At 68.6% G+C, this 24,050-nt stretch carries 26 protein-coding genes; 9 read left to right on the plus strand and 17 right to left on the minus strand.

Annotated elements, in window-relative coordinates:
• The first annotated feature begins 303 nt into the window (after nt 1–303).
• Nucleotides 304–1,215 carry a patatin-like phospholipase family protein gene (locus ABU113_RS15320; RefSeq protein ID WP_454560374.1) on the plus strand — a complete coding sequence of 304 codons (912 nt, stop codon included), beginning with the start codon at nt 304–306 and terminating at the stop codon, nt 1,213–1,215.
• Nucleotides 1,216–1,255: 40 nt separating this feature from the next.
• On the opposite strand, the gene folE is transcribed toward ABU113_RS15320, so the two are convergent.
• From folE to gluQRS, 8 genes are all read right to left on the minus strand, one after another.
• Complete coding sequence (gene folE, locus ABU113_RS15325) at nt 1,256–1,885, minus strand: GTP cyclohydrolase I FolE (protein ID WP_454560375.1); 630 nt, start codon at nt 1,883–1,885, stop codon at nt 1,256–1,258.
• 250 nt (nt 1,886–2,135) lie between these two features.
• On the minus strand, nt 2,136–3,068 hold the full coding sequence (locus tag ABU113_RS15330; RefSeq protein WP_454560376.1) for an electron transfer flavoprotein subunit alpha/FixB family protein: 933 nt from the start codon (nt 3,066–3,068) through the stop codon (nt 2,136–2,138).
• Nucleotides 3,065–3,814: an electron transfer flavoprotein subunit beta/FixA family protein gene (locus tag ABU113_RS15335; RefSeq protein ID WP_454560377.1), complete on the minus strand. Its 750-nt coding sequence runs from the start codon at nt 3,812–3,814 to the stop codon at nt 3,065–3,067. The genes ABU113_RS15330 and ABU113_RS15335 overlap by 4 nt, the downstream gene beginning before the upstream one ends.
• A 232-nt stretch (nt 3,815–4,046) precedes the next feature.
• Nucleotides 4,047–4,604 carry a cob(I)yrinic acid a,c-diamide adenosyltransferase gene (locus tag ABU113_RS15340; RefSeq protein WP_454560378.1) on the minus strand — a complete coding sequence of 186 codons (558 nt, stop codon included), beginning with the start codon at nt 4,602–4,604 and terminating at the stop codon, nt 4,047–4,049.
• Nucleotides 4,605–4,620: 16 nt separating this feature from the next.
• The gene (locus ABU113_RS15345) at nt 4,621–4,821 is read right to left on the minus strand and encodes an HIG1 domain-containing protein (RefSeq protein ID WP_454560379.1); all 201 of its coding nucleotides are present in this window, start codon (nt 4,819–4,821) and stop codon (nt 4,621–4,623) included.
• Nucleotides 4,822–4,898: 77 nt separating this feature from the next.
• Nucleotides 4,899–5,330 (minus strand): GNAT family N-acetyltransferase, encoded by a 432-nt coding sequence (locus tag ABU113_RS15350; protein ID WP_454560380.1) that lies wholly within the window; start codon nt 5,328–5,330, stop codon nt 4,899–4,901.
• A 146-nt stretch (nt 5,331–5,476) separates the two neighbouring features.
• Nucleotides 5,477–6,838, minus strand: coding sequence for a methyl-accepting chemotaxis protein (locus tag ABU113_RS15355; protein WP_454560381.1), 1,362 nt, complete (start codon nt 6,836–6,838; stop codon nt 5,477–5,479).
• Between the two features lie 105 nt (nt 6,839–6,943).
• Complete coding sequence (gene gluQRS, locus ABU113_RS15360) at nt 6,944–7,816, minus strand: tRNA glutamyl-Q(34) synthetase GluQRS (protein ID WP_454560382.1); 873 nt, start codon at nt 7,814–7,816, stop codon at nt 6,944–6,946.
• Nucleotides 7,817–7,907: 91 nt separating this feature from the next.
• Between gluQRS and ABU113_RS15365 the strand changes: the two genes are divergently transcribed.
• Both ABU113_RS15365 and ABU113_RS15370 read left to right on the plus strand, forming a co-directional pair.
• Nucleotides 7,908–8,279, plus strand: a complete 372-nt coding sequence (locus ABU113_RS15365; RefSeq protein WP_454560383.1) for an MliC family protein — start codon at nt 7,908–7,910, stop codon at nt 8,277–8,279.
• A 196-nt stretch (nt 8,280–8,475) separates the two neighbouring features.
• Nucleotides 8,476–9,042, plus strand: a complete 567-nt coding sequence (locus tag ABU113_RS15370; RefSeq protein WP_454560384.1) for an HNH endonuclease — start codon at nt 8,476–8,478, stop codon at nt 9,040–9,042.
• A 46-nt stretch (nt 9,043–9,088) separates the two neighbouring features.
• Here ABU113_RS15370 and ABU113_RS15375 read toward each other — a convergent pair whose 3' ends face one another.
• Genes ABU113_RS15375 through ABU113_RS15385 form a run of 3 tightly spaced genes read right to left on the minus strand, consistent with a single transcriptional unit; the run spans nt 9,089 to nt 11,630 of the window.
• Nucleotides 9,089–9,526, minus strand: coding sequence for a DUF2948 family protein (locus ABU113_RS15375; RefSeq protein WP_454560385.1), 438 nt, complete (start codon nt 9,524–9,526; stop codon nt 9,089–9,091).
• Nucleotides 9,527–9,528: 2 nt separating this feature from the next.
• Nucleotides 9,529–10,812, minus strand: coding sequence for a UDP-N-acetylglucosamine 1-carboxyvinyltransferase (gene murA, locus ABU113_RS15380; protein WP_454560386.1), 1,284 nt, complete (start codon nt 10,810–10,812; stop codon nt 9,529–9,531).
• A gap of 50 nt (nt 10,813–10,862) precedes the next feature.
• Nucleotides 10,863–11,630 (minus strand): SDR family NAD(P)-dependent oxidoreductase, encoded by a 768-nt coding sequence (locus ABU113_RS15385; protein ID WP_454560387.1) that lies wholly within the window; start codon nt 11,628–11,630, stop codon nt 10,863–10,865.
• Nucleotides 11,631–11,789: 159 nt separating this feature from the next.
• On the opposite strand from ABU113_RS15385, the gene ABU113_RS15390 reads away from it, so the two are divergent.
• On the plus strand, nt 11,790–12,803 hold the full coding sequence (locus ABU113_RS15390; RefSeq protein ID WP_454560388.1) for an NADP-dependent oxidoreductase: 1,014 nt from the start codon (nt 11,790–11,792) through the stop codon (nt 12,801–12,803).
• A 16-nt stretch (nt 12,804–12,819) separates the two neighbouring features.
• Nucleotides 12,820–13,677: an acyl-CoA thioesterase gene (locus ABU113_RS15395; RefSeq protein WP_454560389.1), complete on the plus strand. Its 858-nt coding sequence runs from the start codon at nt 12,820–12,822 to the stop codon at nt 13,675–13,677.
• 12 nt (nt 13,678–13,689) lie between these two features.
• Here ABU113_RS15395 and dcd read toward each other — a convergent pair whose 3' ends face one another.
• Together dcd and ABU113_RS15405 are read right to left on the minus strand one after the other, a co-directional pair.
• Nucleotides 13,690–14,241 (minus strand): dCTP deaminase, encoded by a 552-nt coding sequence (gene dcd / locus ABU113_RS15400; RefSeq protein ID WP_454560390.1) that lies wholly within the window; start codon nt 14,239–14,241, stop codon nt 13,690–13,692.
• Nucleotides 14,242–14,324: 83 nt separating this feature from the next.
• Nucleotides 14,325–14,819, minus strand: coding sequence for a UPF0262 family protein (locus tag ABU113_RS15405; protein ID WP_454560391.1), 495 nt, complete (start codon nt 14,817–14,819; stop codon nt 14,325–14,327).
• 181 nt (nt 14,820–15,000) lie between these two features.
• Here ABU113_RS15405 and ABU113_RS15410 point away from each other — a divergent pair, with 181 nt between their 5' ends.
• Nucleotides 15,001–16,539: an acetyl-CoA hydrolase/transferase family protein gene (locus ABU113_RS15410; RefSeq protein ID WP_454560392.1), complete on the plus strand. Its 1,539-nt coding sequence runs from the start codon at nt 15,001–15,003 to the stop codon at nt 16,537–16,539.
• 38 nt (nt 16,540–16,577) lie between these two features.
• On the opposite strand, the gene ABU113_RS15415 is transcribed toward ABU113_RS15410, so the two are convergent.
• The 4 genes from ABU113_RS15415 to ABU113_RS15430 form a co-directional block, all read right to left on the minus strand.
• Nucleotides 16,578–17,009, minus strand: coding sequence for a nucleoside deaminase (locus ABU113_RS15415; RefSeq protein WP_454560411.1), 432 nt, complete (start codon nt 17,007–17,009; stop codon nt 16,578–16,580).
• 42 nt (nt 17,010–17,051) lie between these two features.
• Entirely contained in the window at nt 17,052–18,872 is a 1,821-nt protein-coding gene (gene typA / locus ABU113_RS15420) for a translational GTPase TypA (protein ID WP_454560393.1), read from the minus strand.
• Between the two features lie 197 nt (nt 18,873–19,069).
• Nucleotides 19,070–21,358, minus strand: a complete 2,289-nt coding sequence (locus ABU113_RS15425; protein WP_454560394.1) for a putative bifunctional diguanylate cyclase/phosphodiesterase — start codon at nt 21,356–21,358, stop codon at nt 19,070–19,072.
• A gap of 117 nt (nt 21,359–21,475) precedes the next feature.
• The gene (locus ABU113_RS15430; RefSeq protein WP_454560395.1) at nt 21,476–21,760 is read right to left on the minus strand and encodes a YciI family protein; all 285 of its coding nucleotides are present in this window, start codon (nt 21,758–21,760) and stop codon (nt 21,476–21,478) included.
• Between the two features lie 143 nt (nt 21,761–21,903).
• Here ABU113_RS15430 and ABU113_RS15435 point away from each other — a divergent pair, with 143 nt between their 5' ends.
• Genes ABU113_RS15435 through meaB form a run of 3 tightly spaced genes read left to right on the plus strand, consistent with a single transcriptional unit; the run spans nt 21,904 to nt 24,045 of the window.
• Entirely contained in the window at nt 21,904–22,287 is a 384-nt protein-coding gene (locus ABU113_RS15435; RefSeq protein WP_454560396.1) for a CidA/LrgA family protein, read from the plus strand.
• Nucleotides 22,275–22,970, plus strand: coding sequence for an LrgB family protein (locus ABU113_RS15440; RefSeq protein ID WP_454560397.1), 696 nt, complete (start codon nt 22,275–22,277; stop codon nt 22,968–22,970). Before ABU113_RS15435 ends, ABU113_RS15440 begins: the two co-directional genes overlap by 13 nt.
• Before the next feature lie 49 nt (nt 22,971–23,019).
• The gene (gene meaB / locus ABU113_RS15445) at nt 23,020–24,045 is read left to right on the plus strand and encodes a methylmalonyl Co-A mutase-associated GTPase MeaB (protein WP_454560398.1); all 1,026 of its coding nucleotides are present in this window, start codon (nt 23,020–23,022) and stop codon (nt 24,043–24,045) included.
• Nucleotides 24,046–24,050: the final 5 nt, after the last annotated feature.

Consider the following 24,050-nt stretch of genomic DNA (forward strand, 5'->3'; position numbering starts at 1 on the left):
CCCTTCAAAAACCTACAATGAGAAAGAGCGAAGTCGCCTCCCCGCCGAAGTCACCCTCGGCGTCAGCGACAGGCGGCGATATACCCAACCCCAAACCAAACTGTCAAAACAAATCTTGAAAGAAAAATTGCTTTTCTGTGGATATCGAAATTACACCAACAATATCAATCTATTGGATGCACGCCGCCGGAACGCGCGGCGCCGGGCGACTACTTTGGCGCGCGTTCTCGCCAAGCAGGCAGGCCCGCAGGCAGCAGCGCGCCCTGGTGACGACGCCCCCTTGCCGGCCTATGCTCACGACTCATGTGGATACGGCGATCAAAAACCCAGAATTCCAAACCCCAGGGCACCAGGGCCCGAGGCCGGCGCGCCCACGGTCTGCCCCGCCGGCCGCGCATCGGGGTCGCGCTCGGTGGCGGCATGGCGCGGGGCTGGGCGCATATCGGGGTGCTCAAGGCCATGGCCGACCTCGGCCTGGCGCCCGACATCGTCGCCGGCACCTCGATCGGCGCGGTCGCCGGCGCGGCGTTCGCCTGCGACCGGCTTGATGCCCTGGAGGCGTGGAGCCGGTCGCTGAAGGCCCTGACCTTCTGGCGCCATATGCGGCTGCGCGCGCTCGACGGGCTGTTCTCGTCCACCCAGTTCGGCCGCCTGATGCACCAGCAGCTCGGCAGTCACCGTATCGAGGATCTGCCGGTGCCGTTCGGCGTGGTGGCGGCCGATCTCGGCAGCGGTCAGGAAGTCTGGTTGCGCCACGGCGATATGGCGGAAGCCGTGCGGGCCTCGTTCGCGATTCCCGGCTTGTTCGCGCCGGTGGAGATCGAAGGCCGGCCGCTGGCCGATGGCGCCATCGTCAACCCGGTGCCGGTGACGCTGGCGCGCGCCCTTGGCGCCGATCTCGTGGTCGCCATCTCGCTGTCCGGCGAGCTGCTGCCGGGCCACTGGGGGCGGGCCGGACGCCACGGACAGCCCAACCTGTTCGGCAGCATCGCCACCGCCTTTCACATCATGCAGCACCGGCTGAACCGGGCCAGGCTGGCCGGTGACCCGCCCGACGTGCAGGTGAGCGTGGCCTGCCAGCATGTCGGCCTGATGGACTTCCAGCGCGCCGAGGAGTTGATCGCGCTGGGCGACGCCGCCCTGCGGGCGGCCGCGCCGCGAATCGAGGCCGCGCTCACCCTGCTGGCGGGCGGGCTTGAGGAACACCCGGCCTGACGCGCCGACGGAGCTCGGACGCCCGACAGCGAGACGGGGCTCAGAAGCCCATCAGCGACAGGATTTCCTTGCGCGATTTCTCGTCGTCGCGGAACACGCCCATCATGCGGCTGGTGGTCATCACCACGCCCGGCGTGTGGACCCCGCGCGCGGTCATGCAGGCATGGGTCGCCTCGATCACCACCGCCACGCCCAATGGCTGCAGGTGTGTGTTGATGCACTCGGCCACTTCGGCCGTCAGTCGCTCCTGCACCTGCAGACGGCGGGCATAGCCATGCAGCACCCGGGCCAGCTTGGAGATGCCGACCACCCGGTGGCGCGGCAGATAGGCGATGTGCGCCTTGCCGATGATCGGCGCCATATGGTGCTCGCAGTGGGACTGGAAGGGGATGTCCTTGAGCAGCACGATCTCGTCGTAGCCGCCCACTTCCTCGAAAGTACGCGCCAGATGCGCGCCGGGATCCTCGGCGTAGCCCCGGAAGTATTCGCGAAACGCCCGCGCCACCCGGCCCGGCGTGTCGCGCAGTCCCTCGCGCTCCGGATCGTCGCCCGCCCAGCGGATCATCTCGCGCACGGCATCCTCGACGCGTGGCAGGGGAATCGGCGCCAGCTCGTGACCGGGCCCGCCCTCGTCCAGATCATCGTCGCCACCGCAGCCGTGCACGCTCATGCCTTCACCCTTTCCGGCCCTGCGTCCTGATCGGGCCGGGCCCGACCGGCGCCCGGGGCGCTGTCAATTCGGAGTCAGTTACTCCACTAACATAGGCCTTATCGTCGCTCGCCCAAGCCCTGACCAGCCTGAATGCGCACGATCCGGCATATCGCGCCGCCCATCGCGATCCAGCCGGCGTCCCGGCCGACGACAAACGGCCGGAGCGTCGCCGCCCCGGCCGTTCAATGCCTGGCACGCGGTCAGCGTGTCAGAGCTTCGCGGTGAACTCCGGCACCGCCTGGAACAGGTCGGCGACCAGCCCGAAGTCGGCGACCTGGAAGATCGGCGCTTCCTCGTCCTTGTTGATGGCGACGATGACCTTGGAGTCCTTCATGCCGGCGAGGTGCTGGATCGCGCCCGAGATGCCGCACGCGATGTACAGCTCCGGCGCCACGATCTTGCCGGTCTGGCCGACCTGATAGTCGTTGGGCATGTAGCCGGCGTCCACCGCGGCGCGGCTGGCGCCCACGGCGGCGCCCAGCTTGTCCGCCAGCGGCTCGATCACGGTCTTGAAGTTCTCCGCCGAGGCCAGCGCCCGGCCACCGGAGACGATGATCTTGGCCGAGGTCAGTTCCGGACGGTCGGACTTGGAGATCTCCGAGCCGACGAAGGTGGCGACACCCGTGGCCGCCGGGCCCGACACGGCCTCGACCGCCGCCGAGCCACCGGCCGCTTCCGCCTTCGGGAAAGCGGTGGTGCGCACGGTGATGACCTTCCTGGCGTCGGTCGACTGGACGGTGGCGAACGCCTGACCGCCATAGATCGGCCGCTCGAAGGTATCGGGCGACACCACGGCGGTGATGTCCGACACCTGGGCGACGTCGAGCAGGGCCGCAACGCGCGGCAGCACGTTCTTGCCGCCGGTCGAGGCGGCCGCGAGCACGGCGTCGTAGCCGGCGGCGAGCTGCGCCACCAGCGGGGCCAGGTTTTCCGCCAGGCCGTTGGCATAGGCGGCGTCATCGGCCACCAGCACCTTGGCGACGCCGGCCACCTTGGCGGCGGCCTCGGCAGCGGCCTGGCAGCCGGCACCGGCCACCAGCACGTGGACGTCGCCGCCCAGCTTGCCGGCCGCCGTCACCACGGCGAGGGTCGCGTCCTTCAGCGACGCGTTGTCATGATCGGCGAGAACCAGCACGCTCATGCGATTGCTCCCACTTCCTTGAGTTTAGCCACCAGTTCCTCGACGGTCTTGACCTTGATGCCGGCCTGCCGCTTCGGCGGCTCGGACACCTTCAGGGTCTTGAGGCGCGGCGTCACGTCGACGCCGTAGTCCGCCGGGCTCTTCTCGGCGATCGGCTTCGACTTGGCCTTCATGATGTTCGGCAGCGAGGCATAGCGCGGCTCGTTGAGGCGCAGGTCGGTGGTCACCACCGCCGGCAGCTTCAGCGCCAGCGTCTCCAGACCGCCGTCGACCTCGCGGGTGACGTTGGCGACGTCACCGGCCACCTCGACCTTGGAGGCGAAGGTGCCCTGGGCCCAGCCGGTCAGCGCGGCCAGCATCTGGCCGGTCTGGTTGGAATCGTCGTCGATCGCCTGCTTGCCGAGAATGACCAGGCCCGGCTGTTCCTCGGCGGCGACCTTGGCGAGGATCTTCGCCACCGCCAGCGGCTCGACGACCTCGTCGGTCTTGACCAGGATGCCGCGATCGGCGCCCATGGCGAGCGCGGTGCGCAGCGTCTCGGTGGACTGCTGCACGCCGATCGATACCACCACGATCTCGGTCGCCACGCCTTTCTCCTTCAGGCGGATAGCTTCCTCGACGGCGATTTCGTCGAACGGATTCATGCTCATCTTGACGTTGGCAAGCTCAACGCCGGTCTGGTCCGATTTCACCCGGACCTTCACGTTGTAATCAACCACCCGCTTGACGGGCACCAGTACTTTCATGCCTTCGCTCCTCTCTCGGATCGGAGGGAGAGGACTTGAGACCCTCCCAATGCGCGGTTGACGTTTGCGTCAACTCGCGCGCCCGAGTCAACGCCGTCGACCTCACAATCGACTTGTTAAATTGTGCAGCTTTGTCGCAGCACCCCCGCGGTGCGTCGTTGATCGCGTTGAACAAGCCGACCCGTCGCAACCGACGACGGCCCGGACGGGCAAATATCACACTGAACGGGCATCAGCGATTGGCGCCCGGCACCCACAGCACGTCCGCCCGCCCCTTGTCATTAAGGTACCGCGCCATCACGAACAGGTGATCTGACAGGCGGTTGAGATAGTGCACCACCACCGGATTGATTGGATCCTGGGCGGCGGTCTCGGTGGCCAGCCGCTCGGCCCGGCGCACCACGGTACGAGCGAGGTGCAGGTGCGCCGAGGCCGGCGAGCCGCCGGGCAGGATAAAGGAATCAAGCGGTGCCAGTTCGGCGTTCATGACGTCGATCTCGCGCTCCAGCCGCTCGACCTGCGCCGGCAGGACGCGCAGCGCGCCCTCAAGCGCGGTGCCGGGAGTCGCCAGATCGGCCCCAAGATCGAACAGGTCGTTCTGGATACGCGCCAGCATGGCATCCGCCTCGCCGACGGTGTGCAGCCGGGCGATGCCGATCACCGAACTCGCCTCGTCCACGGTGCCGTAAGCGGCGATGCGCAGCGCATGCTTGGGCAGCCGCGAACCATCGACCAGGCTGGTTTCGCCCTTGTCGCCGCCGCGCGTGTAGATACGGTTGAGCTTGACCATGACCCGGTGCGTTCCCTCAGCCGCGGCCGGCGAGCAGCAGCAGGACGACGGCCGCGAGGATGGTCAGCCCCTGGAACAGGATGCGGTACCACATCATCTGGTTCTGCTTGCGGCCGCTCACGTCCTTGCCGGAGGCCAGCAGGTAGAGCCCGCGCCCGAGCGCGCCGACCGTCGCCAGCGCGCCCAGAATGATGATGCCGATCATGAACGTGTTCATGCCCCCCGATGTAGTGCGAAAGCCGGCCGGGGGAAAGGGCCAAGGCGTCGCGATCGCTCCCCCCGGGGGGACAGCGGTTACATCCGGCGTGGAAACGACCAGCAGTCCGGCTCGTGGTCCATGCCGATGCGCGGGTAATAGTCCCGCGCCGCCGGCGCCGCCGAGAGATAGAGCTTGGCCCGCGGACCAGCGGCCACCCGGGTCTCCTCGATCAGCCGCCGGCCAATGCCCTGGCGCTGGCAGGCGACGTCCACCGCCAGATCGGACAGATAGCAGCAGAAGGCGTAGTCGGTGATGGCGCGCGACACGCCGACCAGCCGGCCCGCGGCGCGCGCGGTGACGATGATGTCGGCCCGGGCCACCATGGTGGCCAGCCGGTCGAGGTCATCGACCGGCCGGCGTTCCGCCAGCGTCGAGCGCACCAGGATGTCGCGGAAGTCCGCCGCGGCGAGATCAGGCTCCAGGGCGTAGACGACGGTGGCGGCGGTGTCGGTCTGGGAGATGGTCATGGTGGTTGTCCTTGCGATGCGTCTCTCTCCTTCCGCTGAACCCCATCGGCGTCAAGCCGGCGCCACCCGAGGCCGGCAACAAAACGGGCGGCGCTTGCCGCGCCGCCCGCCAGGTGGTGGTCACAAGGTCTTCAGGGACAAGACGATCAGGCGGCGCGGATGTCGGCGATAAACCGCCCCACCGCCTGATGCAGGCTTTCCGCCTGGCGACCCAGATCGCCCGAGGCCTGCGCCACCTGACGCGCGGCGGTGCCGGTTTCCTCGGCGGCGACCTTCACCTCGACGATATTACGGGTGACATGTTCAGTGCCGGTGGCGGCGTGCGCGGTGTTGCTGGCGATCTCGCTGACGGCGGATGCCTGCTGCTCGACGGCGGCGTTGATGGCAAGGCTGACGTCATTGATGGTGCGCACCGCGTCGCGGATGCCCGTGATCAGGGACACGGTGTCGCCGGTACGGTCCTGGATCGATTTGACCTGGGCGGCGATCTCGCCCGTCGCCTGGGCGGTCTGCTTGGCGAGGTTCTTCACTTCCGAGGCAACGACAGCGAAGCCACGCCCGGCCTCGCCGGCGCGTGCCGCCTCGATGGTCGCGTTGAGCGCCAGCAGGTTGGTCTGGGCGGCGATCTTGGAGATCAGGTCCACCACGGCACCGATGCCCTCGGCGTCCTTCGACAGCAGACCGACCTGGGCGTTGGTGTCCTCGGCCTTGGTCACGGCGTCACTGACCAGACCCACGGTGTTGCCGACCTGGCTGCCGATCTCGCGGATCGACATGCCCATTTCCTCGGTCGCGGCGGCGACCAGCGACACATTGCCGGTGGCTTCCTCGGCGGCCTCCGCCACCGTTTCCGACAGGTCGTTGGTGCGCCCGGCAGTGGCTGACATCACGTCCGACATGGTGGCGAGCTGCTGGGCGGCGGCGGCGACGCCATCGACGACACCCTTGATCTCCGCCTCGAAGCGGTTGGCCACCTCGTCGAGCGTCGCCTTCCGGGCGGCGCGCTCCGCCTCGGCATAGGTCTCCAGCAGCAGCTCCAGATCGAACCACGCCGCGCCCTCGGCGACACGGGTGAGACGCTCAAGCAGTGCCGGCCCGTCGGCCGACAGGACCATCGGGGGCAGCAGCGGCGACGATGCCGCCACATCCGCCCGCAGCATCTCCATCAAGGCACGCGACACCGTGTAATGACAGACGGCGACCGCATAGCCCGGAATGCCCTCGGCATAAAAGGTCTGCCCCAGCCGCTGGGCTGATTCGACAAAGCCGTCGCCCCAGTCACCGGTCGCGGTACGGGTCCAGTGTGCCAGGCGCACGGCATGCACCTGCGGGTGCTTCAGGGCCGCCAGTTCGGTCCAGCCCCCCAGCTCCCCGTGCAGTCGGTCGAGCACCGGTGGCAGGATACGGGCGAAGTAATCGCGAAAACCGCTCAGAACAGTGACATCATCCTCGGTCAGACCGAATGTTGGCATCTTCTGCCGCACCAGCGGCATGATCATCTGGCTCATTGAAAAAATCCCCTAACCCCTGCGAAGTTACGCAGATCGGCCTAGCGGCAACGGCTCAATAAACCGTTAATTTTATCCGTCCGTATAGGATGATTTAACCAAATATTAATCAATTGTCGGATGCATAGTCGCCGTATCGAAGCCCGCGATCACCTCGGCCGGCGTCACGCCACGCGCGCGCAGCTCGCGCAGTGCTTCGGCACCATGGCGCTTCGCCAGGCGCTGGCCGCCGGCATCGGTGAGCATCCCGTGATGATGGTAGGCCGGCGTCGGCAGCCCCAGCACCGCCTGCAGCAGGCGGTGGATGTGGGTGGCGTGGAACAGATCCTCGCCCCGGATGACGTCGGTGACGCCTTGCAGCGCGTCATCGACCGTCACGCACAGATGGTAGCTCGCCGGTGTCTCCTTGCGTGCCAGTACCACATCGCCCAGGGCCGCCGGATCGGCGCGAATGTTGCCGGCGCGCGCGTCGTGCCAGTGGAGTTCCCCGGTACGGGCAACCGCCGCCGCCACATCGAGCCGCCAGGCGAAGGGCTGGCCGGCCTCGACGCGCGCCTGCCGTTCGGCCGCGTCGAGACGCCGGCAGGTGCCGGGGTAGAGCGGGCCCTCCGGCCCGTGCGGTGCGGCGCCGGCACGGGCGATCTCGGCGGCGATCTCGGCGCGGGTGCAGAAGCAGGGATAAAGCAGGCCGTCCGTGCGCAGCCGGTCGAGCGCCCGGGCGTAGTCGTCCATATGCTCGCCTTGACGGCGCACCGGCGTCTCCCAGCGCAGACCGAGCCAGGCCAGATCCTCGACAATGCCCGCCACATGCTCGGGCTTGCGACGGGTGGGGTCGATGTCCTCGATGCGCAGCAGGAAGCGGCCGCCGCGGCTGGCGGCATAGGTGGCGTTAAGCCAGGCCGACCAGGCATGGCCCTTGTGCAGCCAGCCGGTGGGCGACGGCGCGAACCGGGTGACGACCGGACGATGCGTGGACACCGGGGGCAGGACGGGCGGTGGGGTGGGCGGCATGGATTGCATGGTATAAGATGCACGCCGCGCGGCCAACCTGCCGCGTCAGGAGGGACGCATGGCTGCACACCGGACTATTCCGATTGCCCTGATGCTGGCGACCGCCCTGCTCACCGCCTGCGAACCGGACGCGACGCCGACGGCGACGGCGACGGCCCACCCGTTCATTCCGCCGGTGACCTTCGTCTGCGGTCCCGATGGTGGCGCGGACGCGCAGAGCGCCCTGCGCCTCGTCGTCGCCTTCAAGGACGAACACGCCGAGGTGACGTTGCCGGACGGCACCCGGCTGACGCTGCCGCAGCAGCGCGCCGCCTCGGGCTTCTGGTACGCAACGCCACGCCATGAACTGCGCGGCAAGGGCCAGGAGGCGACCTGGACCGTCGGCCGGGCGGCGCCGCTGGCCTGCCGGGCCGAGCCGCCCCCCTACTGATGCCGCCCGGCGATGCCGGGACCGTGTTGACCCTTGACGGCCCACGAGATGCCGTGGTGTCATGAGGACGACACACGAAGTGTAGTAGTTGCAGGCGTAGTGAGTTTCGAGTCGAGCGGCCGTCGCTGGCCGGCTTGAGTGCGACAAGTCCGTGCCATCCTTGCGGTCGCTGCCCAGAAGCGGAGGCGAACGCGGCATGTATCATCCCAATGTCCTGCCCAGGCTGGAACAGTGCCCGGCGCTGGTCCTCAACGCCGACTGCACGCCGCTGTCCTATTACCCGCTCAGCCTGTGGGATTGGCAGACCACCATCAAGGCGGTATTTCTCGACCGGGTGAACATCGTCGCCGAATATGAGCGCGAGATTCATTCCCCCAGCTTCGCCATGAAGCTGCCGTCGGTGATCCGGCTGAAGCAGTACATCAAGCCGGCGCGCTACCCTGCCTTCACCCGCTTCAACCTGTTCCTGCGCGACCGTTTCAGCTGCTCCTACTGTGGCGCCCGCGACGACCTCACCTTCGACCATGTGGTGCCGCGCGCCCAGGGCGGCCGCACCACGTGGGAGAATGTCACCACGGCCTGCGCGCCGTGCAACCTGCGCAAGGGTGGCCGCACCCCGCTGGAGGCGCACATGAAGCTGCGCCAGCAGCCGCACCAGCCGACAACCTTCGAGTTGCAGGAACAGGGGCGCGCCTTCCCGCCCCACTTCCTGCACGAGACCTGGCGCGACTACCTCTACTGGGATACCGAACTGGAAGCCTGAGCCTTCATCTGGCGACGCCATCGCACCGCCCGCCGGCGCCGCGTGCTCAGTCGTGGGCCGGGGTGACGCGGGCGATCCACGGGTCGGTGAGGTCTTCCAGCACCAGGTCGAGGCATTCGACCTCCAGCCGGATCGCCGGGCCGCCGGCGAAGGTCAGCGCCAGTGCCGCCGCCTCGTCCGCGCCCGGTTCAACCGTCACCGCCAGCAGGTCGAGCACATGCGGGATGGCGGCGGTCGCCGCCGCCTCGGCCGGCCAGTCGCGCCGCTGCGCCTTCAGCACGCCCTCGATGCGCAGCGCCGCCCGCACCCGCGTCGGCGCCGGGCGCTTTTCCTCCCAGCGGTAGCGGTTCATCAGCAGCACCAGCCGGCGGGCGCGCGGGTCGAAGGCGACCTCGGCGGGCAGTACCGCCGCGTCCTGCACCAGCGCCGAGATCACCGCCACGTCGTCGACGGACTGGGCCAGCAGTCGCAGCGCCGGCGCCATGGTTATTCGCCGCCCGCGCGTTCGATGTCGGCGCCGACCGCCTGGAGCTTCTCCTCCAGCCGTTCGTAGCCGCGATCGAGGTGGTAGATGCGGCTGACCGTGGTCTCGCCACGGGCGGCAAGGCCAGCGATCACCAGGCTCATCGAGGCGCGCAGGTCGGTCGCCATCACCGGCGCGCCGGTAAGATATTCGACGCCGCGCACGAAGGCCGAGCGACCGCGCACCTGGATATCGGCGCCCATGCGCGCCAGTTCCGGCACGTGCATGTAGCGGTTCTCGAAAATGGTCTCGGTGAGCACGCTGGCGCCGTCGGCCAGCGTCAGCATGGCCATGAACTGGGCCTGCATGTCGGTGGGGAAACCGGGATAGGGCGCGGTGGTGACCGAGATGCCCTTGAGAGAGCCGCCCTTGCGGGCGACCTTCATGCCGTCGCGGGTGGTGGTGATGGCGACGCCGGCCTCGTCGAACGCCTCGATGACCGAGCCCAGCGTGTCGACGCGGGCGCCCACCAGCTCCAGCTCGCCGCCGGTGATGGCGGCAGCACAGGCGTAGGAACCGGCCTCGATGCGGTCCGGCATCACCGCGTAGGTGGCGCCGTGCAACCGCGTCTTGCCCTGGATGATCAGCCGTTCGGTGCCGATGCCCTCGATGTCGGCGCCCATCGCCTGCAGACACAGCGCGAGGTCGACGATTTCCGGCTCGCGGGCGGCGTTCTCCAGCACCGTCTCGCCGTGCGCCAGCGTCGCGGCCATCAGCAGGTTTTCCGTGGCGCCCACCGAGACGAACGGAAAGCGCACCACGGCGCCCTTCAGCCCGTCCGGCGCCGCCGCCTTGACGTAGCCTTCGGTCAGCTCGATGCGGGCGCCCAGATGCTCCAGGCCTTTCAGGTGCAGGTCGATCGGCCGGGTGCCGATGGCGCAGCCGCCGGGCAGGCTGACCGTCGCCTCGCCGCAGCGGGCCAGCAGCGGCCCCAGCACCAGCACCGAGGCGCGCATCTTGCGCACGATGTCATAGGGGGCGACCGTCGAGGTGATCCGCCCGGCCTTCAGCGTCATCACCCGGCCGAACTCCTCCGGCCGGCTGCCCTCCAGCGTCAGCGACACGCCGTGCTGGTTCAGCAGGTGGCTGAAGGTGTCGATGTCGGCCAGCCGCGGCAGGTTGCGCAGCGTCAGCGGCTCCTCGGTGAGAATCGCCGCCGGCATCAGCGTCAGGGCGGCGTTCTTGGCGCCCGAGATGGGCAGGCGACCGGCGAGCGGCTTGCCGCCGCGAATGATGATCTTGTCCATGACCCGCTCTTATCGCGGCGCACCGTTCGCCACAAGCGCCGCGCACCCCCTCAGGCAATGGTGGTGCCGCCGTCGACGACGATCGCCTGGCCGGTGACATAGGTGCCGGCCGCCGACGCCAGGAACACCGCCGCGCCGGCGATTTCGTCCGGCTGGCCGATGCGCTGGAGCGGGGTGGTGGCGGTGATGTGCTTCAGTGTGTCCGGGTTCTCCCACAGCGCGCGGGCGAAATCGGTCTGGATGAGGCCCGGCGCGATGCAGTTGACGCGGATATTGTGCCGGCCGAACTCCACCGCGAGGTTGCGGGCGAGCTGGAAGTCGGCGGCCTTGGAGACATTGTAGGCGCCGATGATCGACGATCCCTTCAGGCCGCCGATGGACGAGACGATGATGATGGCGCCGTCGCGCCGTTCGATCATCTGGGGTGCTGCCATCTGGATCAGCCAGTGGTTGGCGATGACGTTGTTTTCCAGAATCTTGCGGAACTGGTCGTCCTCGATGCCGCCCATCGGGCCATAGTAGGGGTTGGTGGCGGCGTTGCAGACCAGGATGTCGATGCGGCCGAAGGCGGCCAGGGTCTCGTCCACCAGCCGCTGCAGGTCTTCCTTGGCGGAGATGTTGGCGGGAATGGCGATGGCGCGGGCCTCGCCATGGCCGGCGTTGATCGCCTCGGCGACCTCCTCGCACGGGCCGGCCTTGCGCGAGGAGATGACGACGCGGGCGCCCTGTTCGGCCATGCGCTCGGCGATGGCCCGGCCGATGCCGCGCGAGGACCCGGTGATGACGGCCACCCGGCCGGTGAGATCGAACAGGCTCATGGCGCCTTCTCCCCTAGTGGTTACCTGCTGTGGCTACCCCGTTGGCGTTGCCCATTGACTTTGACGGGCCGGACTCCTTGTATCGGGCTCCTGAGGCGCGCTCAATCTTCTCTGTGGCCGCGTCCGCCCTATCTGTTCCGTATCCCGGGGAGTTTTGCCATGACTGCTGTTCAATCGCGCGAAGTGCATCTCAAACGCCGCCCGGTCGGCCTGCCGCAGCCGGCCGATTTCGCCATCCAGACCGTGACGCTGGGACCGCCCGCCGCCGGCGAGGTGCTGGTGCGCAATCACTGGATGTCGGTCGACCCCTATATGCGCGGCCGCATGTACGACCGGCCGAGCTACGTGCCGCCGTTCGCGCTGGACGAGGTGATGCTGGGCGGCGCCGTCGGCGAGGTGGTGGCGTCGGCCGATCCGTCGCTGGCGGTGGGCGACCTGGTGCTGTCCCTGCTGGGCTGGCGGGAGTGGTCGCAGGGTCCGGCCTCGGCCTTCCAGAAGCTGCCGCGCCTGCCCGGCGTGCCGGAGGAGGCGTTCCTCGGCGCGCTCGGCATGCCGGGGCTGACCGCCTATGCCGGCCTGCTCAAGATCGGCGACCCCAAGCCCGGCGATACGGTGTTCGTCTCCGGCGCCGCCGGCGCGGTGGGCTCGATGGTCTGCCAGATCGCCAAGATCAAGGGCTGCACGGTGGTTGCCTCGGCCGGCTCCGACGCCAAGTGCGACTGGCTGCGCTCGGTGGGTGTTGACCATGCCATCAACTACAAGACAGCGCCCAGCCTGCTGGCGGCGGTGAAGGCGGCGGCGCCCAAGGGTATCGACGTCTATTTCGACAATGTCGGCGGCGAGCATTTCGAGGTCGCCATCGAGTGCGCCCGGCCGTTCGCCCGCTTCGTCGAGTGCGGCATGATCGCCGAGTACAACGCGGCCGAGGCCCCGCCGGGGCCGCGCAACCTCATGCAGATCGTCGGCAAGAGCCTGAAGATCCAGGGGTTCATCGTCACACAGTTCGCCGATCTGCAGCCGCAGTTCCTCGCCGAGGCCGGCCAGTGGGTGGCCGAGGGCCGCATCAGGTGGGAGCAGACGGTCGAACACGGCATCGATAACGCGGTGGCGGCCTTCCTCAAGCTGTTCTCCGGCGGCAATACCGGCAAGATGCTGGTCAGGCTGGCCGACTGAACCGGGAGCACCAGGCATGAGCGACAGGAACGCAGGCGCCGGCGTGGGCGCCTTCGACCGGGCGACGGCGCTGACCCCCGACGGGGCGGACGGCTGGGTCGGCCATACCGACAAAAGCTACTGGAACATGCTCGGCCCCTATGGCGGCTGGTCGGCGGCACTGCTGCTCAAAGCGGTGCTGAACGACCCGCGGGCGCGCGGCGCGCCAATCTCGGCGACGGTGAGCTTCTGCGGCGCCATCGCCGACGGCCCGTTTCGCATCCGCACCCGCCTGGTGCGGCGCAACCGGTCGACGGACTTCTGGGCCGCCGAGCTGTGCCAGGGTGCTGCCGAGGGCGGTGGCGAGGGGGCCGGCGAGCAGGTGTGCGGCCAGATTCTCGTCACCATGGCCGAGCGGCGGGAGACGGCGGGCTTCACCCAGGGCGAGCGGCCGTCCTGTCGTCTGCCGGAAGAGCTGGCGCCGGTGCGCGGCGGCTCCGGCTTCCCCTGGTTCGAACGCTACGACATCCGCTGGGCGGCCGGCCGGCCGTTCAAGGGCACCGGCGACACCCGTTCCCTGACCTGGGTGCGCGATGTCGAGGCGCGGCCGCTCGACCATCCGCTGCTGCTGTCGATCTGCGACACCGTGCTGCCGCGGGTGTTCTTCCACCAGCAGACGCCGTCGCCCATCGCCACGGTGACGCTGAACGCCTATTTCCACGCGACGCCGGAGGAAATTCACGCCGTCGCTGGCGACTGGCTGCTGCTCAGCGCCACCGGCCGGCGGGCGCATCAGGGCTTCTTCGACCATCAGGCGACGCTGTGGAGCCGCGACGGCACGCTGATCGCCACCACCGAGCAGCTGGCCTGGTACCGCTCGGCCGAGACCGCCTGAGGGCGGCGCAGCCTAGAGTCGCGGCAGGGTGACGCCGCGCTGGCCCTGATACTTGCCGGCGCGGTCGGCATAGCTGACCTCGCAGGGCTCGTTACCTTGCAGGAACAGGAACTGGCAGGCGCCCTCGTTGGCGTAGACCTTGGCCGGCAGTGGCGTGGTGTTGGAGAACTCCAGCGTCACATGACCCTCCCAGCCCGGCTCCAGCGGCGTCACGTTGACGATGATGCCGCAGCGGGCATAGGTCGACTTGCCGAGACAGATCACCAGCACATCGCGGGGAATGCGGAAATACTCGACGGTGCGGGCGAGCACGAACGAGTTGGGCGGGATGATACACACCGCCTGCTGGCGGTCGACGAACGAGGCCGGCGAGAAGTCCTTGGGGTCGACCACCGCGTTGTCGACGTTGGTGAAGATCTTGAACTCGTCGGCCACCCGGGCGTCGTAGCCGTAGGACGACAGGCCGTAGGAGATGCCCTCGCGCTTCTGGCCGTCGATGAACGGCTCGATCATGCCCTGTTCCAGCGCCAGCTTGCGGATTGCCTTGTCGGAAAGTACGGCCATGTCCTGCCTGTCTTTGAGGTGTTTGTCCTGCTGCCTCTAGCCTGTCGATGCCGCGCCGACAACTCGGGGGCTGTGGCGGCGCCCTACCCCCGGATATGCAGCACGCAGATGAGGGTGAACAGCCGGCGCGCGGTGTCGAAGTCCACCTCGATCTTGTCGGCCATGCGTTCCTGCAGCATCTCGGCGGCGTCGTTGTGGATGCCGCGCCGGCCCATGTCGATGGCCTCGATCTGGCTCGGCGAGGCGTTGCGGATCGCCTGGTAGTAGCTGTCGCAGATGGCGAAATATTCGCGGATGATGCGGCGAAACGGGCTCATCGGCACCACCACCGTCTCCAGCGGCTCGCCGTGCTCGGTGGCGATGTCGAGCGCCAGCCGGCCGTCCTCCACCCGCATCACCAGCTTGTAGGGGCCGGCATAGCCGCCGGGATACGCGGTGCGCGGGGCGAAATGATTGCCCTCCAGCAGGTCGAAGATCGCCACGCGCCGTTCCTGCTCGACATCGGCGTTGCGCCACAGGATGGTGCGCTCGTCGAGGTCGACGCTGACGATCCGCTGGGTCGATGGCATCCGGCTCATGATGTCTCATTAGCAGAAAATGCGGCGGACGCATGGCGTTTGTGCGCCCGGATCGCGCCGCGACACGCCAATTGGTTCGTTTCACAAATCGTTTGCGATTATACAAAAGCCGCATGTCGCGCTCGCGGCCCGCGCAGTAAATCGGGCGCGATCATGTCTGCCGTGTGCTTTGGGGAGCGCCATGTCCGAAATCCAGATGCCGGGAATCGCCCTGTCGGAGGCGGAACTGGCCGCCCGCATCCGTCATGCGCCGACGCGCGCCCGGATCGCCAGCCCGGAGGTGGCCGCCGGCCACATCCGCGATGGCATGACCGTCGGCATGAGCGGCTTTACCCGCGCCGGGGAGGCCAAGGCGGTGCCGCTGGCGCTGGCGGCGCGGGCGCGTGCCGAGCCGCTGAAGATCACCCTCATCACCGGCGCCTCGCTGGGCAATGATCTCGACAAGACGCTGGTGGAGGCCGGCGTGCTGGCCCGGCGCATCCCCTTCCAGTCGGACCCGGCGCTGCGCCGGGCGATCAATGATGGCTCGGTGATGTTCGTCGACCAGCATCTGTCGGAGACGGTGGAGATGCTGCGCACCGGCCAGCTGGGGCCGGTGGACGTGGCGGTGATCGAGGCGGTGGCGATCACCGAGGACGGCGGCATCGTGCCGACCACCTCGGTCGGCAACTCGGCGAGCTTCGCCATCCTCGCCGACAAGGTGATCGTCGAGATCAACCTGTCGCAGCCGCTGGCGCTGGAGGGGCTGCACGACATCTACATTCCCAGCCGCCGGCCGACCCGCCAGCCGATCCCGCTGGTCCATGTCGATGACCGCATCGGCGCCACCGCCATCCCCATCGATCCGGCCAAGATCGCCGCCGTGGTCATCACCCGCAAACTGGACAGTGCCGCCAACATCGCCGCCCCCGATGCCGATACCCGCGCCATCGCCGGTCATCTGGTGGAGTTCCTCGGCCACGAGGTGGCGCGCGGCCGGCTGGGCAATGCCTTGCAGCCGTTGCAGGCCGGCATCGGCACCATCGCCAACGCGGTGCTGCACGGACTAATCGACTCGCCGTTCGAGCAGCTGACCATGTATTCGGAGGTGTTGCAGGACAGTACCTTCGACCTCATCGACGCCGGCAAGATGGTGTTTGCCTCCGGCTCGTCCATCACCCTGTCGGCGGCCCGTTACGCCGAGGTGATCGAGCGCATCGAGCAGTACAAGTCCCGCCTGGTGCTGCGGCCGCAGGAGATCAGCAACCACCCGGAGATCATCCGCCGGCTGGGGCTCATCTGCATCAACACGGCGCTGGAGTTCGATCTCTACGGCAACATCAACTCGACCCATGTCGGCGGCACCATGATGATGAACGGCATCGGCGGCTCGGGGGACTTTGCCCGCAACGCCTATCTGTCGGTGTTCGTCACCAAGTCGATCGCCAGGGAGGGCGCCATTTCCAGCGTGGTGCCGATGGTCAGCCACGTCGACCACTGCGAGCACGATGTCGACATCGTGGTCACCGAGCAGGGGCTGGCCGACCTGCGGGGTCTTGCCCCGCGCGAGCGGGCCCGGCTGATCATCGACAACTGCGTCCACCCGCTCTACCGCGACCGGCTGGCGGACTATTTCGCCCGCGCCTGCGCCCGGGGCGGCCACACGCCCCATGTGCTGGAGGCGGCGCTGTCGTGGCACACCGCGCTCGCCCGCCACGGCAGCATGAAGCCCGACGCCTGAGGCGTCATTTGGGGTCCGACGCCTGAGGCGATCGCGATCTAGCGGCGATCGCTGAAGAAGGCGCGCAGCAGCGCGGCGGCGGCGGTCTCGCCGATGCCGCCATAAACGTCGGGCCGGTGATGGCAGGTCGGCTGGCTGAACACCCGCGCCCCGTGCTCGACACCGCCGCCCTTGGGGTCGGCGGCGCCGAAATACAGCCGGCGCAGGCGGGCGAAGGAAATGGCGCCAGCGCACATCGGGCAAGGCTCCAGCGTCACATAGAGATCACAGCCGGTCAGCCGCTCGTCGCCCAGGGCGGCACAGGCGGCGCGGATCGCCAGCATCTCGGCGTGCGCCGTGGGGTCGGCGAGTTCACGGGTGCGGTTGCCGGCCCGCGCCAGCACCCGGCCGCCGGCGTCGACGATGACCGCGCCTACCGGCACCTCGCCGCGCGCCGCCGCCGCCTGCGCCTCGCCCAGCGCCATGTCCATGAAGCCTGTCATGCGCCCAGTCTAGAAGACGGCGCGCGTCGCTCAAGCCTCGGCGGCGCGGCTGGCGCGCTTGCGCTCGTGCGGATCGAGGTGGCGCTTGCGCAGGCGGATGTTCTTGGGCGTCACTTCCACCAGCTCGTCGTCGCCGATGTAGGCGATCGCCTGCTCCAGCGTCAGCTTCTTGGGCGGCGTCAGGCGAATGTTGTCATCCTTGCCCGAGGCGCGGAAGTTGGTGAGCTGCTTGGCCTTGAGCGGATTGACGTCGAGGTCCTGCTCCTTGGCGTTCTCGCCGATGATCATGCCCTCGTACACATCGTCGCCCGGCTCGATCATGATCGGGCCACGCTCCTCCAGCGCCGCCAGCGCGTAGGCGACGGCCTGGCCGGCGCCGTTGGAGATCATCACGCCGGTCAGGCGGCCGCCGATCGGACCCTTGTAGGGACCGTAGCTGTCGAACAGCCGGTTCATGATGCCGGTGCCGCGGGTGTCGGAGAGGAACTCGCCGTGGTAGCCGATCAGGCCGCGCGACGGCGCCCGGAAGGTGACGCGGGTCTTGCCGCCGCCGGACGGCCGCATGTCGGTCATCTCGGCCTTGCGCAGGCCCATCTTCTCGACGACGACACCGGCGAACTCCTCGTCGACGTCCACCTGCACGGTCTCGAACGGCTCGGTCCGGTTGCCGTTCTCGTCGGTCATGAACAGCACGCGCGGCCGGCTGATCGACAGCTCGAAGCCTTCGCGGCGCATGGTCTCGATCAGCACACCGAGCTGCAATTCACCACGGCCGGCGACCTCGAAGGCGTCCTTGTCGTGCGATTCGGTGATGCGGATGGCGACGTTGCCTTCCGCCTCGCGCATCAGCCGGTCGCGGATCATGCGGCTGGTCACCTTGTCGCCGTCGCGGCCGGCCAGCGGACTGTCGTTGACGGCGAAGGTCATGGCCAGCGTCGGCGGGTCGATCGGCTGGGCCGGCACCGCCTTGTCGAGTTCGAGATTGCCGATGGTCTGGCCGACGGTGCCGGTGGTCAGGCCGGCGATGGCGATGATGTCGCCCGCCTTCACTTCCTCGACCGGCACGCGCTCCAGGCCACGATAGGTCAGCAGTTTGGAGGCCCGCGCCTGCTCGATCACCTTGCCGTCGATGTCGATGACCTTGATCGGGTCGTTGACCTTGAGGCGGCCCTGCTGGACGCGGCCGGTCAGCACACGGCCCAGAAACGGCTCGCGGTCGAGCAACGAGGCCAGCATGGCGAACGGCGCGTCGGTGGAACCGACATTGGGGGTCGAGACGTGACGGACGATGAGGTCGAACAGCGGCGACAGGTCACCCGAGCGGACATCGGCGGTGTCGCCGACATAGCCGCCACGGCCCGAACCGTAGAGCACCGGGAAATCGAGCTGCTCGTCATTGGCCTCCAGCGCCACGAACAGGTCGAACACCTCGTTCAGCACCTCGTCGGGGCGGCCGTCCGGGCGGTCGATCTTGTTGACGACGACGATCGGCTTCAGGCCCAGCGCCAGCGCCTTGCCGGTGACGAACTTGGTCTGCGGCATCGGGCCTTCGGAGGCATCGACCAGCAGGATGACGCCGTCGACCATCGACAGGATGCGCTCGACCTCGCCGCCGAAGTCGGCGTGGCCGGGGGTGTCGACGATGTTGATGCGGGTGCCGTTCCACTCGACGCTGGTGCACTTGGCGAGAATGGTGATGCCGCGTTCCTTTTCCAGGTCGTTGCGGTCCATCGCGCGCTCTTCGATGCGCTGGTTTTCGCGGAAGGTGCCGGACTGGCGGAACAGCTGGTCGACCAGGGTGGTCTTGCCGTGGTCGACGTGGGCGATGATGGCGACATTGCGCAACGACATGGGTTCTCTCGGTGCTGGCCCCGGAAAACAACCGGCGGCTGGGCAAAAAATATGGCCTGACCGGGGCGCAACTCGCGCACCCCGCCAGACCTTTGGCGGCGCCTATACACGATTCTACCGCACCGCAGCAAGGAGATTGCGCGACGGCGTCGGGGCCTGCCACGGGTGCGCGTCAACCCGCGGCGGCATCACCGCGCTCACGCCGACAGTCGGTCCGGCAGCTTGTCCTGGTCGATCAGCACCTTGAACTGGTCGGCGGTGAGCGGCTTGCAGAACAGGAAACCCTGGAAGGCCGGGACACCCTCGGCACGCAGGATGACGAGCTGCTCGCGTGTCTCGACGCCCTCGGCGATTACTGCCATCTTCAGTGACTTGGCCAGCCCGACGATGGACCGGATCAGCGCCCGCGACAGCGGGTTGGTCTCCAGGTCCATGACAAACACCCGGCCGATCTTCAATTTGTCGAACTTGAAGCGGTTGAGATAGCTCAGGCTGGAATAGCCGGTACCGAAATCGTCGAGTGAAATGCGTACACCCAGCCGTCGCAGCGCCTTGAGCGTCGCCATGGTGGCATCCGTCGCCCGCAGCAGCACCGTCTCGGTGACTTCCAGTTCCAGACATTTGGCCGGCAGGCCGCTGGTCTCCAGCGCCCGCCACACCATGCGTTCGAGCTTGGGGTCGCGAAAGTGCTCGGGCGACAGGTTGACCGACACAAACAGCTCGGGCCAGGTCCTGGCGGTCTTGCAGGCGAGGTTGAGAATCTGCTCGGTGAGCTGACGGACGAGGCCGAGATCCTCGGCGATCGGCACGAACTGCGGCGGCGGAATCAGGCCGCGGGTGGGATGGTTCCAGCGCACCAGCGCCTCGGCGCCGATCACTCGCGCGCCCTCGAACATCGGCTGGAAGGCCAGCTCGATCTCGTCGGTACCGATGGCGGCGCGCAGCGCCTCGCCGAGGTCGCGGCGCAAGCGTACATTGGCATCCAGTCCCGGCTGGTAGAAGCGGTAGCAGTTGCCACCCTCGGCACGCGCCTGCTGCAAGGCCAGTTCCGCCCGACCCAGCAGTTCGTCACGGTTGAGGCCATCAACCGGCGCCACCGAGATGCCGACCGACAACCTGACCCGGATGTCGGCGCCACCGTCGCCAAACGGCTGGTCGCCAATCTGCATCAGGCGTCGCGCCAGTGCCTCGGCGCCGGCCGGCTGCACCGCCGATGTCTGGATGATGACAAAGGAATCGCCTTCGAGCCGCGCGACGACATCCTCCGGACGCGCCAGCGCCTTGAGCTGGCTGGCAAAGGCGATCAGCAGCTGATCGGCGCCGGCATGGCCGAGCTTGGCGTTGATGTCGCGGAAGCCGTCGATGTCGAGCAGCAGCACCCCGGCGGCACCACGCCCGGCAACGATCTGGTCCAGCGCATGATCCAGTTGCTGGGCCATGTGGGCGCGGTTGGGCAGACCGGTCAGCTTGTCGGACTGCACCAGCCGGTCGATCTCCGACTGGCTGCGCGACAGCGCCCGCGACGACCGACGGAACGCCAGTACCACCAGCGCCGCCAGCAGACCAACCGCCAGTCCGGCAAACCCCAGCATCGGCAGCAGCCGCCGTGTCAGTTCGGCGCCGGGGTGTGGCTGATCCCAGGTCAGCGCCCCGATCATCCCGCCGCCGAGTCCGACGACCGGCAGGGTGGGCTGCGTGCCGGCAGCGGCATGGCTGGCGGACGATGTCGACTCTGCGTCCGCCGGCGCGGCTTCGGCCCCCGGCTTCGCGTCAGCCGCCGGGTCACCGGCCTGTTCCCGCGCGGCTGCACTGTGCCATGCCAGCTTGCTGATGAGATGATCGTTGGCGATCCGCCGCAGCAGCCGTTCATCCAGGGTGACAACGCTGACAACCAGGTAGGCGCCCGTCGCCGGCACGCTGACGCCGCCCTTGTCGGGCACCATCTTGGAGATGGCGATGATCGAGGCCTGCTCCTGGAACAGCAGCAGGCCACTGACCGCCCCCGGCTGATTGACCGGCTGCTGCCGCAGCCGCCGCAGCAGCGGGGCGACACGCGAATGCAGCGCCAGGAACGCCTCGGGCCGTGCCCTGGTGCCATGATCGAGAGCAATGACCGGCTGGTTCCGCTCGTCGAGCAGAAACACCCAGTCATGCTTGAATTCATGCTGGAGAATGGCCGCCACATTGGGCACGAACCAGTCCGCGTTGAAGGTGATCGCGGTGTTGCTGACCCCCTCGTCCCACAGGACCAGACCACGCTGTTCGGTGACGACCCGCTCCCGCTCGTTGGCGATGCCGCGTTCAACATGGGTGCGCGCCAGATCAAGCGCCTGGGCGTTCTGTTGCTGCCCCATCCAGTAGACCGCGCCGGCCATCAGCAGCAACGACAGGCCGATCAGCCCCGCCATCGGCAGCACCAGCAACAGCCAGACCCGCGCCGAAGCGGATGGCGCCGTACTGCGAGAGCGGTTTTTCTGACGACTCAACGGGATACCCTGCGACGAATTCACACGGCACCGTGCCATCGCAAGGTTAAGAAAACGCTTAGTCCCGCCGCGCGCACGCCCCGTCGAAGCCGTCGCGCCGGCCGGTCATGGCCGCCCTCAGGCCTCCGGCAGCGACTGACGCCACGGGCGTACCGTGACGCTGGCGAACAGGCCGGCCTCGGCATAGGGATCGGCCGCCGCCCATGCTTCCACCGCCGCCTGCGATTCCATGTCGACGATGATCAGCGAACCGATGGGCTGGCCGGCGGCGTCGAGATACGGCCCGGCGATCACCAGCGCCGCGCCCAGCGCCTTCATGCGGTCGAGATGGACCGGACGGTTGGCCAGCCGCACGGCGAGCGAATCGGGCTTGTCCCAGGCTTCAATGACAAACAGCGGCATCGGCGATCCTCCAGTGCGGGTAAACGGCGCCCCTGCCTAGCCCGCCGGGGCGGCGAGGCCAAGACCGGGCATGCCGGCGGCTTGCCATCTCGCCACGTGGCGACTAGGCGTGTCGGCATGTTGCAGCGCACCGTGAGACAGGCATGCTGAAGCCGGCATTCTGGAAGCTGGGTCGATCCCTGAAGCTCGGGTTGGGGCTGGCCCTGCTGGTCGGCCTGGCCGGCGCCGGCGAATGGGCCAGTCACCGCCTGCCGCTGGGCCTGCCCGGCGCCATTCTCGGCCTGCTGGCCTATCTGGCGTTGCTGGCCGCCAGCCCGCGCATCCACGCCTGGACCGGCGAGGCCGCCGAGCGGCTGCTGAAAGTGCTGGGCATTCTCATCACCCCGGCGGCGGTCGGACTCGCCACCCACACCGATGCCATGGCCAGCGAGCTCGGGCGCATCGTCATCGTGCTGGTGGTGAGCACGCTGGCCACCGGGCTTGCCACCTGGGCCACCTTCCGGCTGGTGACGTCATGGCGGCGCTGATGCCGGCCGTGCTGGCGATCGTCGCCACCGTCGGCGCCTATCTGCTGGCGCAGCGGCTGGCGGCACTCGCCCGCCATCACCCGGTCGCCAATCCGGTGGCGATCGCCGCCCTGCTGGTGCTGGCATTGCTGTTTGCCCTGCGGCTGCCGGTGGAAAGCTACATGACCAGTGCCCAGCCGCTGCGCTGGCTGCTGGCGCCCGCCACCGTCGCGTTCGCCCTGCCGATCTACCGCCAGCGGGCGGCCATCGTGCGCGCAGGCCCCGCCCTGCTGGCGGCGCTGGTGGTTGGCTCGACGGTGGGCATCGTCTCGGCAGTGGCCACCGCCAGGCTGCTGGGGCTTTCCGCCGCCACCACCAAGGCTCTTTCAACCAAGTCGGTCACCAGTCCGTTCGCCATCGCCCTGATGGAGCGACTGGGCGGACCGGCCGACCTCGCCGCCGGGCTGGTGATCGTCACCGGGCTGGTGGGCGTCGCCCTGCTGCCGCTGGTGCTGCGCCGCCAGCGCGACCGCGACCCCGACGGCTACGCGCTGGCGCTGGGCATGGCCGCCCACATCGTCGGCAACCAGCATGTGGCGCAGGCGGCGCCGCAGTCGCTGAGCATGGCGAGCCTGGCCCTGACGCTGGCCGGCCTGTTCACCACCCTGATCCTGCCACTGCTGTGGCCGTGGATCGCCGGATGAGGCGGGCCCGGGTCTTGACCCGCGACCCGGCCTGTGGCGAGGAAGCAGCATGACCGACGCATCCGCTCTCGACCGCCCGACCACCCCCGCCGCCGCCACGCCGACGCCCACCACGCCGGCGCCGGCCATTCTGGCGGGCGACCGCCGGGCGCTGGCCAAGGCGATCACGCTGATCGAATCCAGCCGGCCAGACCACGAAGCGCAGGCCCAGGCGCTGCTCGCCGACATCCTGCCGCACACCGGCCGGGCCATCCGCGTCGGCCTGTCCGGCGCGCCGGGCGTCGGCAAGTCGAGCTTCATCGAGGCCTTCGGCAAGTTCCTCATCGAGGCCGGCCTGAAAGTGGCGGTGCTGGCGATCGATCCCTCCTCGACCCGCTCCGGCGGCTCGATCCTCGGCGACAAGACCCGCATGGAGCAGCTGTCGGCCGATCCGCGCGCCTTCATCCGCCCCTCGCCGTCAGGCGGCTCGCTGGGCGGCGTCGCCCGGCGCACCCGCGAGGCGATGCTGCTGACCGAGGCCGCCGGCTACGACGTGGTGCTGGTGGAGACGGTGGGTGTCGGCCAGTCGGAAACCGCGGTGGCCGACATGGTGGACATGTTCGTGGTGCTGGTGTCGCCGGGCGGCGGCGACGAGCTGCAGGGCATCAAGCGCGGCATCATGGAGCTGGCGGACCTGGTGGTGGTGACCAAGGCCGATGGCGACCTTGAGCCGGCCGCCAAGCGCGCCCAGGGCGAATATCGCGCCGGCCTGCACCTGATGCGCCCCAAGACGCCGGGCTGGACGCCGCACGTGCTGCTGACCTCCTCGGTGTCGGGGCGCGGCCTCGACAACGTCTGGCAGCAGATCGGCAAGCATCACGACACGCTGGCGGCCTCGGGCGAACTGGCACGGCTGCGCCGGGCGCAGGCGCGCGCCTGGATGTGGACCGAGATCGAGGACCAGCTGGGCCGGCGCTTCCGCGCCCACCCGGCGGTGGCTTCCCGGCTGGCCGAGCTGGAAGCGGCGGTCACCGAGGGCCGGATGCCGCCCACCGCCGCCGCCCAGGCGCTGATCGCCGCCTTCGAGCCGGGCTGACGCCC

The sequence above is a fragment of the Parapedomonas caeni genome, assembly GCF_041060555.1.
Lineage (GTDB): Bacteria > Pseudomonadota > Alphaproteobacteria > Sphingomonadales > Sphingomonadaceae > CAUJIW01.